This window comes from Paenilisteria portnoyi (assembly GCF_014322795.1).
GTDB lineage: Bacteria > Bacillota > Bacilli > Lactobacillales > Listeriaceae > Listeria_A > Listeria_A portnoyi.
The window spans coordinates 65766-75743 of record NZ_JAASTT010000017.1; the positions used below are offsets into that span (position 1 = coordinate 65766).

Below are 9978 nucleotides of genomic sequence, written 5' to 3' on the forward strand. Positions count from 1 at the left end.
AAATGAAACATTTAGTAAAGCAATTTCTACTCGTAGCAGTCTCTATTACGCTTATCGGCGCCAGTATTAACCTCTTTCTCGCGCCGCATCACATTGCAGCAGGTGGCGTGACAGGTATCGGAATTTTAGCGGAGCAAGCACTCGGAATTCCAATCGCGATGACCGTACTCGTTTTGAACGTTATCATGCTTATCCTGGCTTTTATTTTCCTAGGACGCGCCGTGTTTGTCCGCTCATTCCTTGGAAGTCTACTCCTGCCGCTATCACTTGCCGTTATTCCGGAAGTGATGCTCGCACAAGATCGCCTGCTATCCGTTATTTTCGGAAGTATGATTTTTGCGATTGGGGTTGCGATTTTGTACCGTATCGAGGCTTCTAGTGGCGGGACAACGATTCCACCGCTCATTCTTAAGAAATATTTTAACTTGAACACATCGCTGGGCCTCTTTTTAGTCGATTCGATTATTGTTATTTTCAATATTTTCATATTCGGCGTCGAAGAATTCCTATTCGCCATACTCTCACTTATTTTAGTTGCCATTATTATGAATTATTTAGAAACAGGCCTCAAGAAACGCAAAGCCGTGATGATTATGAGCGATCACAAAATAGAAGAAATCAAAGAAGGATTATTAGAAGAAATGGGTCGTGGTGTCACTGTTTTCAATGTGTCAGGGGGATATAGTGGTAGTGAAAAAACGATGTTGATGGTCGTTCTGGAAACCCGCGAATATCAAACTATCCTGAAAGTCATCAATTCTTTAGACAAAAAAGCTTTTGTCATCGCCTACACGGTATCTGAAGTGCACGGACTTGGCTTCAGTTATCACACAATTGAATAAAAACGAAGCGTACAACAAAACGGGGGGATTAATCATGAATCCAGTGACAGCTTTTACAATTATCATGCTCATTTGGGCAATCAGTGATTTTGTTTCCAAAAAAACCAAGTCACTTATTTCATCACTACTCGTCGCATCCATCATCGTTCACATCGGAACCATGATTAGCATCGATGCATACGGTCTCATGATGTTAGCCATTCTAATCATTATTTTCGGTCCGCTAGCTACATCTTCCGTCGATGACCTCGTGGCTCTTATTGGTCCACTTTGTATCGCATTCGCAATCGGTGTAAGCGGAAGTGTTGTCTTCTCCGCTGTCATGGGTAAAATTCTCGGCTACAGTGTTTCGATGTCGATTGCAATCGGGCTCACGACGCTGTACGGATTCCCTGGAACGATGATTTTGAGTCAAGAAGCCGCGAGAAGTGTTGGTGAAAACGAACAAGAAAACGAGTATTTTGGCCGAACTAATCCATTAAATTTTTTAGAAACAGAGAGGATATTAGACGCTTCTCTGTTTCTTTGTGTCTATTTTGTGAGGAATAGTGTAAATACGTTTGCCATTATCCAAAAGAGGCTATGGTACGGAGAAGACATTAAAAAGGAGCTGGCTAAACATGGCATTACTTGGTGGGAATAAGAAAGACTCGAAGCACGATGAAATACGGTTATTTTATGGGGAAGGTTTATCCGAACAACCACTTCCACGTTACGAAATACCAGCAGATACAATGCCAGCTGGGGCCGCGTACGATTTTATTATGGACGAATTGCGCGATGAAGGCAGTGCCCGTCAGAATTTAGCTACATTCGTGCAAACTTGGATGGAGCCCGAAGCACAACAACTTATCATGAATACGCTAGATAAAAATGCCGTCGATAAATCGGAATATCCACAAACTGCGGAAATAGAAGAGCGCTGCGTCAACATTATCGCGAATCTTTGGAACGCCGATCAACGCGACGAATTCATTGGTACGTCAACAGTCGGTTCATCCGAAGCCTGCATGCTGGGCGGAATGGCCGCACTTTTTCGCTGGAAAAAACAAGCGCGCGATCTCGGCTTAGATATGAGTAAGCGTCCAAACATGATTATTTCATCGGCGTATCAAGTCGTTTGGGAGAAGTTCGGCGTCTATTGGGATATCGAATTACGCGAAGTTCCAGTGACCAAAGAATGCCTCGCGCTTGATCCCGATAAAGCAATCGACCTCATCGATGACTACACCATTTGCGTCGTCGGTATCATGGGATTAACCTACACAGGCCGTTATGATGATATCAAAGCGCTAGACACCGCGATTACGACCTATAACGAAACAAGTAAGGTAAAAGTTTATATTCACGTGGATGCGGCGTCAGGAGGCTTATACACACCGTTTATGGAACCAGAGTTAGAATGGGATTTCCGTCTGGATAACGTTAAATCAATCAATACATCCGGCCACAAATACGGTCTCGTCTACCCCGGCGTCGGTTGGGTCGTTTGGAAAGACAAAGAGTGGCTGCCAAAAGAACTCGTGTTCAACGTCAGCTATCTAGGTGGCGACATGCCAACCATGGCCATCAATTTTTCCCGTCCCGCCAGTCTCATCGTAGCCCAATACTATCTATTCCTGCGCCTTGGTTTCGAAGGTTTCCGCCAAGTCCACTCCCGCACGCAAAAAGCAGCCAAATACATCACGAGCGAACTCGAAAAACTGGGCATGTTTGAAATAATAAACGCCGCCAATCAACTTCCCGTCGTGGCGTGGACATTGAAAGAAGACACCGATGTTAAATGGGATTTATATGACCTATCCGATTTCCTAAGGATGCGCGGCTGGCAAGTTCCAGCATATCCATTACCCGCAGACTTAGAAGAAATCGTCGTCCTGCGCGCCGTCATCAAAGGCGATTTCAGCTATGACTCCGCACTTCTTTTCGTCCGCGATTTAAAAGCAAGCATTGAAAAATTAGAGAAATCACATATCCTGCCAAGCGCAAACCAGCATCCAAAGAGGTCCCACGGCTTCACCCACTAAGCGGCCAGCGGCCCGACAAACGCTCATTAGCGTCGTTAAAAGTTTCGCTCCGGTGCTCGTGTACTATAGTACATTCCGCTCCGGTACTCGCTTTTGCCTAGCTACTAAGCATTTGTCGGGCCGCTTGGGTTTGGTGTTCCAAATCAGGATTTTGCGGGTAGTCGTATTTTTTGGAAAAACTTGAAATCTTTTGATGTAGCGATGTGTGACAAACATTGATTAGCGTCGTTAAAAGTTTCGCTATGGTGCTCGCTTTTGCTTAGCTACTAAGCATTTGTCGGGCCGCTTGGGTTTGGTGTTCCAAATCAGGATTGTACGGGTAGTCGTGTTTTTTTTGAAAAAACTTGTGGAATCGCTTGACGCAGGGGCTGAAACATGTTTTAATAAGGGAGTGCCAAAAATGGTGCAGCATGAAAGGTTCCGTGGTGTAGGGGTTAACATGCCTGCCTGTCACGCAGGAGATCGCGGGTTCAAATCCCGTCGGGACCGTCAAATAAGAATCGCGTTTTGTTTAGGAGTTCATTCTCCCAGACAAAACGCGATTTTTTTGTTATATATCTAATTTTACGCTACGACAACCGCTGTCCCAGAAGCCGTCACCATCAACATCCCATTATCTGCGCCAAGTACTTCATAATCGATATCCACGCCAACAACGGCATTCGCGCCCAGTTTCGCCGCACGCTCTTCCATTTCCCGAATCGCTTCCTCGCGAGCTGCCACCAACTCCTGCTCATACCCTTCTGAGCGTCCACCGAAGAAATTACGCAATCCCGCGCCAATATCCTTCATGAAATTAACCCCAGTAATTACTTCTCCAAAAACGATTTGCTTGTATTCTACAATCTGTTTGCCGTCAACACTCGGCGTTGTTGTTGAAATCATGTTTCATTACCTCCTGATTTTTATGTTGTTATGAGATTAAAATAGCATACTTGGTCAGAAAACACAAAAAAAGCGCCGAATTATATCGACGCCTTCATTTACTCTATCAATAATCTTTCATCGCATCATCCAGCACTTTTTTCAAAGTAGCTGCGGAATTTGCCATTTCATCTTTTTCGCGATCGTTAAGTTTCATCTCAACAACGTGGCGAACGCCTTTACGATTCACAACAGCTGGCGCACCGATATATACGTCGTTCAAGCCATAATGCCCATCCATATACACAGACAATGGCAAAATCGCATTTTCGTTATTCAAAATCGCTTTTGTAATCCGGGCAAGTGCTGCTGCAATCCCGTAGAACGTGGCGCCTTTTTTGTTGATGATTTCATAAGCCGCGTCACGAACACTCACGAAAATCGTATCCATCGCGCCTTGCTCACTATCATTGATCCATTCTGTAATTGGCAGACCACCAACCGTTGTGTGGCTCCAAGCCGGGAATTCCGTATCGCCATGCTCACCTAGAATGTAACCATGAACATTACGCGCATCGACTTTCAAGAAATCCGCAATCGACATCCGGAAACGCGCCGTATCAAGACTCGTACCAGAACCAATCACGCGTTCTTTTGGCAAACCGGAGAATTTCCAAGTCGCATAAGTAAGAATATCCACTGGGTTCGACGCCACCAAGAAAATACCGTCAAAACCGCTCGCCATAACCTCGTCGACAATCGATTTCATAATACGTATATTCCGGTTCACAAGATCAAGTCTCGTTTCGCCAGGTTTTTGCGCCGTACCAGCCGTAACAACAACGATATCCGCATCGTGACAATCACTATAATTCGCTGAGTAAATTTTCTTAGGCGCTGAAAAAGGTACCGCGTGACTTAAATCCATCGCGTCCCCAATCGTTCTGTCCTTATCTATATCAATGATTCCGAATTCTTGCCCGATATTTAAGTTCACACACGCAAAGGCATAACTAGAACCAACCGCTCCGTCGCCAACTAAAATGATTTTTTGATGATCTTTCATTTTTAAATTCCTCCTTCAAAAATACGATCTACTAGTACAGTATAACATGTAATCTTCATTTGTGAAACCTTGAACTACTTGATTTTGAAAAAGTGTTATACTAAAAACATGTAAGCGTTGTGATACAGTTTTTGCTAAAAAGGATTTCTCCTATCTTTAGCCTTAAATAGCGCATTGTAAACCCTTATTGTTTCATTTTTTTTAGGAAAGGGTATATGATGGAGGTGTACAACATAAATTGAATGAGTGGAGTGATTTTTTATGGCAACAACATTAGAGGTCCAGAAAAGAGAAACAAAACCGCATTCGAACATAACGTCTATCCGTAATGCAGGTAGAATTCCAGGTGTTATATATGGTTACAAGGCAGAAAACGTGCCAGTTTCCGTAGACTCTTTAACATTTATTAAAGCAGTTCGAGATAACGGCCGAAATGCCGTATTTTCAGTATCGGTTGACGGAGCAAAATTAAATGTACTATTACATGATTACCAAATAGACCCATTAAAAGGGGACATCGAGCACATCGATTTACTAGCGGTAAACATGTCTGAAGAAGTAGAAGCAGCGGTGAGTATTAACCTTGTCGGCGAGTCCAAAGGCGTTAAGCTAAGCGGCGTACTGCAACAAGTTCTTTATGAAATCACAGTTTCTGCAACACCGGACAAATTACCAGAAGTAGTCGAAGTCGATATTACAGATCTTGATATCGGTGACGCGATTACGGTAACAGATATTCCTAAAAATGGCGACTACGACGTGATTACCGAGGGCGAAGAAGTCATTGCGACTGTTTCCGCACCGCGTACCGCTGACGAGCCAGAAACAACAAGTAGCGCAGTAACAGAACCAGAAGCGTTACATGGTTCAGATGAAACTCCTGACAAATAAAATTTAACACTATGGGAACCGAGTAATAAGAGCGAGCAATTCGCTGTTGTTACTCGGTTTTTTTGTTGTGTTCACAATTTCGACACATTTGTTCATAATTACACGAAGGTTTACATAAGTTTTGGAACGGGGAAATAGGTTTAAGTAAGTGAATAAGCCATTTATAAAAATGTAAGGAAAAAAGTAGAAGCGATTAAAATGTATCTTATTTAACTTTTTCGGAAAATTAGGGGGTAGTGAAGATGAAAAAAAGAATTTTACTGCTTCTCAGTTTTGCGATGGTCTTGATGGGCGGATTACTCATCCAAGGCGCAAACGCAAAAGCAACGACATTAGATCTGAAACCAGGGACCACAACTGCAATCAAGGCTCAAAATACAAAGATGCTGCAAAACGCAATCAATACGTCCAAAACACCCATCACGATTCCAAAAGGGAATTTTGAAGTAGTAGGAAGTATTATTTTAAAATCAAACGTCACGCTGATTGGGGCAACTACGAATCCAGCTGATTCTACAATCACGCTCAATGGCGGGCCGATGACGACAGAAACCGGAAAGGGCGTTACGACCGTGAATAATCTACAATTGCGGAATTTCACGCTCCAATACAACGCTAATATGCCCAAATACGATTTTCAAAAACATAATATTTACGTGTATCAAAGTCATTTACTCGAAATCGGCGCAGTGCCAAAAGTAGAAACAGCGGCAAACTATCATGCTGTATACAAAAAACCGACAAAAAACAATATTCAGGTTCAAAACATGATTTTAAACGCCAATCAAGTAGGTTCCGCGGCATTAAGTATTGCCAAGGCGACGAACGTAAATATTGCTAATAATCAAATACTTAATTCAGGATTACAAAGTGGAATCACCGCAAGTTATACAGACGGATTACGAATCGACGGCAATACCGTGAAGAATTCCGGCCGTTCCGGAATCAGTTTGTACCAAGGAAACGGTTCCGCCAAAGCCCCCGTCTACATCCGCAATAATAAAGTCATCGATTGGATGGAACGATTTGGCGGTTATCACTATAATGCGGCCAAGGCAGCTAAAATCGCGCCAGATATGATGCTCGACGGTGGAATCGACAGCTATGGCCCAGCGAATAACTACGTTTACATCACTGGCAATCAGGTTTCCCTACAAAAAGAAAACAATAAACGCATCGCCGATAACCAAAAAATTGAGCAAAAATGGGGCGTGAAAAATGCGCGTTACGTTGGCTACACAGGAATTCGAGGCAGCGGCATCGCGCACGCCGTTTATCAAAACAATACCGTCACGATCAACAGTCCCGACGCGATTTCCTTCATGACTTTCAACCTGCGACTCCGCAACACCTACACAGCACCAAAATACATTTTAGTGGAGAAAAATAAATTTACCGCCCAAAATATCAGTTTTCCGATTCGAATTTTCGGCGGAGCGAGCGACGGCAGTTTGGCATCCGGAATTACGATTCGTCAAAACACGTTCACGATTAACGGAGACATCCCGACTTATTACAAAACGCTCATCGATGTCCGGGAAAAAACCGAGACAATCGGCGGCAAACTGACCTATTTCGGCACGTCGCTCGTAACAGTGACTGGAAATAAAATCACCAGCAAAAACGTGAAGCAAATCGTCGCGGGAACACCGATTCGCAAGCTACCAGTCGTTGATACGCTATATATCGGCCAAAACACACTAAACACCAAGCCGTTCCAGAAAATCGGAGGCTATCTCGACACCGTTATCCAGCTCCCGACTTATAAAAAAGGAATCATCAGCGGCGGCATCATGTGGTCCTTCACTGACACATCGAGCAAGGTGATTCAGCTAAAAGATACCACTGGAAAAGCATTGACCAAGCCAATTGCGCTCAAAAAAGGCCCACTAGTGAATTTCACGCTGAAGCCATTTTACAGTCCAAAACCGAAAGTTCTATGGATTACGAGTAAAGTCGGAACGAAGAGCGTGACGAAGAAAGCACCGTTGTATTTGTTTTAGAAATAAGTTGTAGAGAATAGAACCAGGAATGCGCCGCGATGCATTCTTGGTTTTTTATGTTTTTGGTGGGTGGCTTTATGTTAGAATTTGAGAGTAGGCGAACTACGAAGGACAGGATAATTCTGAAATGTAAAATAGAAGATGTGCGCTATGTCCGAATGTTGCAAGCAATTCTAAATGTTGATTTCATTCGTAAACCGCGCTTACATGGTAGGTGCTGGTTTATTAATACGAGGACAAATATTATTTTTCATGCATATGATGATAGAGGTGTGGATATTGTGGGGAACGAAACGCACTCGCTTAGGCCACTTTATGAACAATATAAAGACTGGGTACTAGACTATGATAGATAACTACTTTATAGAGTGATTTTTAATGAAAAGTTATCCACAGAAAAATGGATAGCTGTGAATAAAATTTAATTAACGGCAACTAGATAACTCATTATTTGTTGCTATATAAAGGTTGATAGGTTTATTTTTAGTAATAGCAACAATTAAAAACATGTGGATAACCTGTGTATAAGAATAAGAGTGAATATCAATATGTCGTAGAGAACGTGTATTCGGACACGAAATGTAGAAACACTTGTGGATATATAGATTAAAAATGGGGATAACTTGTGCGTAACAACTTGAAAATCTGGGGATAAGTTAAAATATAATAATTTATAGCTTGAAAATGAATAACTGGGGATAAAAATATACGAAAAATAGATATTGAGTTAAAAATAGGCAAATAAAATCGAAAAATTCGAATTAAACTTGAATGCTAGTTGACGCCTATTCAGATTACGCCTATCATAATAAGTATTATAAGGGGACAAACACATACACACAGTGTGGTTATCCACAGTTTGTGTCATAAGAAAGAAGGAATAGCATTGGAAAAACCGATTTATAGTTGTGAAGAACATATCGAAGAAGCGCTAGATGACTGGGTTTATGGAGTTGGAACGATTCCGGAGTTCACGCTAGTGGATAAGTCAGAAAATCTGTGGATAACCTGTGGATACTGTGGAAATAGAGCGATATATATGGTAGGGAACGAATGTTCAGACACAAAATGTAGAAAGTGATTGTGGATATGTGGATAATTTCTGTGGATAAAATGTGAGTAAGGGGTGGATAAACTATGAGTATCCAGAAAGTGTAATAAAGTGTGTTGCAGTGCAATGCTTTATTACACTTTCTGTTTTTTTGCCCCTAATCTGCCCCTTATATCCCGTTTTGTTTGCGGTAGTTGGTGTATGCTTCAATAGTGTTTACTTTGGTGTTTTCGTCAGTGTGTTTGTATACTTTGGTCACAGGGGAATTTTTTGAATGTCCTATACGTTGTTGTATGGCGCTTTCTGGGATGCCAGCTTCATCTAGCCTTATTGTGCCCCCGATTAATTTCGAGGGCTTTTTTTTATTTTGTCTAAGCATCCCCTTATGAAATGTCAAAAATAGAAAAAGCAAGAATCGTTGTATACTCCATTTTTAAATGGTCCCATACAACGATTCCTGCAATGAAATTATGTTATATAAACAGAAGCTTATTGATTCAGTTTCAATTATTCATGACTAAGTTTTGCCCAAGTGTCTCTACCAACAATTCCATCAACATACAGCCCATTTTTACTTTGGTACTCCTCAACAGCTGCTCTCGTTTTACTACCGTATTTCCCATCCACTACTAATTTCGAAAACTTCACATTATCCCACCAAATCCAATTTGAATTTCTGGCTTCTCTAAAATTATTTAAATGCCTTTGAATGCTTGCTACATTATACCCGTTATAATAATCTGCGTGCGCAACTGGTGGATTAACAATGGATCCCATGCCTACAAAACTAAGTGAGAATGCAAATACTAGACCTAGACTGATAAATAGTTTTTTCATTTTCATTCACCCTTTCTTTTTTGAATTGCATAAATATTGTGAATCACAAGATAATATTAACATGTAAGCGAATTCTTTTCAATGGATATTTTGTGAACAAAATATGAAATATAGATGTTTTTTTGTCCAAAATACGCATAAGTTTAACTGTACGAAAATAATGAAAAAGACAACCTGTTGATTCCACATAAATTAGCGGAAAAATCGTTAATTAGAACTGAAATACCTATTTTAGGAAGATAAAAAAAGCATATACAAAGATATGGAAGCGTGGTATAATTTCCTTGTTACATATTTACATAAAAGAGGAGATGGATGGTATGTCAGGACAAATCAGAATGAGCCCTGCAGAACTTCGCGATCGCTCTAAAACTTATGGGCGCAAAGGGCAAGACAT

At 41.6% G+C, this 9978-nt stretch carries 10 protein-coding genes, 1 tRNA gene and 1 pseudogene; 9 read left to right on the forward strand and 3 right to left on the reverse strand.

Annotated features, from left to right (window positions below; genetic code table 11):
- The first annotated feature begins 2 nt into the window (after positions 1–2).
- From HCJ66_RS11790 to HCJ66_RS11805, 4 genes are all read left to right on the forward strand, one after another.
- Positions 3–842 carry a YitT family protein gene (locus HCJ66_RS11790; protein WP_181677880.1) on the forward strand — a complete coding sequence of 280 codons (840 nt, stop codon included), beginning with the start codon at positions 3–5 and terminating at the stop codon, positions 840–842.
- A 34-nt stretch (positions 843–876) separates the two neighbouring features.
- Positions 877–1485: a hypothetical protein gene (locus HCJ66_RS16005; RefSeq protein WP_222717489.1), complete on the forward strand. Its 609-nt coding sequence runs from the start codon at positions 877–879 to the stop codon at positions 1483–1485.
- The gene (gene gad / locus HCJ66_RS11800; RefSeq protein ID WP_187133307.1) at positions 1463–2869 is read left to right on the forward strand and encodes a glutamate decarboxylase; all 1407 of its coding nucleotides are present in this window, start codon (positions 1463–1465) and stop codon (positions 2867–2869) included. The genes HCJ66_RS16005 and gad overlap by 23 nt, the downstream gene beginning before the upstream one ends.
- 416 nt (positions 2870–3285) lie before the next feature.
- A tRNA-Asp gene (locus HCJ66_RS11805) sits at positions 3286–3358 on the forward strand.
- A gap of 75 nt (positions 3359–3433) precedes the next feature.
- Here the strand turns inward: HCJ66_RS11805 and HCJ66_RS11810 are convergent.
- Complete coding sequence (locus HCJ66_RS11810; protein WP_036059045.1) at positions 3434–3754, reverse strand: putative heavy metal-binding protein; 321 nt, start codon at positions 3752–3754, stop codon at positions 3434–3436.
- 106 nt (positions 3755–3860) lie between these two features.
- Entirely contained in the window at positions 3861–4799 is a 939-nt protein-coding gene (locus tag HCJ66_RS11815) for an L-lactate dehydrogenase (RefSeq protein ID WP_187133308.1), read from the reverse strand.
- 261 nt (positions 4800–5060) lie between these two features.
- Here HCJ66_RS11815 and HCJ66_RS11820 point away from each other — a divergent pair, with 261 nt between their 5' ends.
- The 4 genes from HCJ66_RS11820 to HCJ66_RS11835 all read left to right on the forward strand — a co-directional run bounded on the left by HCJ66_RS11820 (position 5061) and on the right by HCJ66_RS11835 (position 8774).
- On the forward strand, positions 5061–5690 hold the full coding sequence (locus tag HCJ66_RS11820; RefSeq protein ID WP_187133309.1) for a 50S ribosomal protein L25/general stress protein Ctc: 630 nt from the start codon (positions 5061–5063) through the stop codon (positions 5688–5690).
- 242 nt (positions 5691–5932) lie between these two features.
- On the forward strand, positions 5933–7693 hold the full coding sequence (locus tag HCJ66_RS11825) for a right-handed parallel beta-helix repeat-containing protein (RefSeq protein ID WP_187133310.1): 1761 nt from the start codon (positions 5933–5935) through the stop codon (positions 7691–7693).
- A 77-nt stretch (positions 7694–7770) separates the two neighbouring features.
- A complete protein-coding gene (locus HCJ66_RS16495; protein WP_187133311.1) occupies positions 7771–8049 on the forward strand; it encodes a DUF3885 domain-containing protein in 279 nt (92 codons plus the stop codon).
- A 488-nt stretch (positions 8050–8537) separates the two neighbouring features.
- Positions 8538–8774 carry a CxxH/CxxC protein gene (locus HCJ66_RS11835; protein ID WP_343069000.1) on the forward strand — a complete coding sequence of 79 codons (237 nt, stop codon included), beginning with the start codon at positions 8538–8540 and terminating at the stop codon, positions 8772–8774.
- A gap of 477 nt (positions 8775–9251) precedes the next feature.
- Here the strand turns inward: HCJ66_RS11835 and HCJ66_RS11840 are convergent, their stop codons facing one another.
- Positions 9252–9581: a peptidoglycan-binding domain-containing protein gene (locus HCJ66_RS11840; protein WP_222717490.1), complete on the reverse strand. Its 330-nt coding sequence runs from the start codon at positions 9579–9581 to the stop codon at positions 9252–9254.
- 320 nt (positions 9582–9901) lie between these two features.
- Here HCJ66_RS11840 and HCJ66_RS11845 point away from each other — a divergent pair.
- Positions 9902–9978: pseudogene (locus HCJ66_RS11845) on the forward strand (WXG100 family type VII secretion target); the annotation flags it as partial.

Bases quoted from the DNA above. Each gene is read 5' to 3' on its own strand.
- HCJ66_RS16495 (WP_187133311.1), top strand. From the start codon at position 7,771: ATGTTAGAATTTGAGAGTAGGCGAACTACGAAGGACAGGATAATTCTG.
- HCJ66_RS16005 (WP_222717489.1), top strand. From the start codon at position 877: ATGAATCCAGTGACAGCTTTTACAATTATCATGCTCATTTGGGCAATC.
- HCJ66_RS11820 (WP_187133309.1), top strand. From the start codon at position 5,061: ATGGCAACAACATTAGAGGTCCAGAAAAGAGAAACAAAACCGCATTCG.
- HCJ66_RS11840 (WP_222717490.1), bottom strand. From the start codon at position 9,581: ATGAAAAAACTATTTATCAGTCTAGGTCTAGTATTTGCATTCTCACTT.
- HCJ66_RS11790 (WP_181677880.1), top strand. From the start codon at position 3: ATGAAACATTTAGTAAAGCAATTTCTACTCGTAGCAGTCTCTATTACG.
- HCJ66_RS11825 (WP_187133310.1), top strand. From the start codon at position 5,933: ATGAAAAAAAGAATTTTACTGCTTCTCAGTTTTGCGATGGTCTTGATG.
- gad (WP_187133307.1), top strand. From the start codon at position 1,463: ATGGCATTACTTGGTGGGAATAAGAAAGACTCGAAGCACGATGAAATA.
- HCJ66_RS11815 (WP_187133308.1), bottom strand. From the start codon at position 4,799: ATGAAAGATCATCAAAAAATCATTTTAGTTGGCGACGGAGCGGTTGGT.
- HCJ66_RS11810 (WP_036059045.1), bottom strand. From the start codon at position 3,754: ATGATTTCAACAACAACGCCGAGTGTTGACGGCAAACAGATTGTAGAA.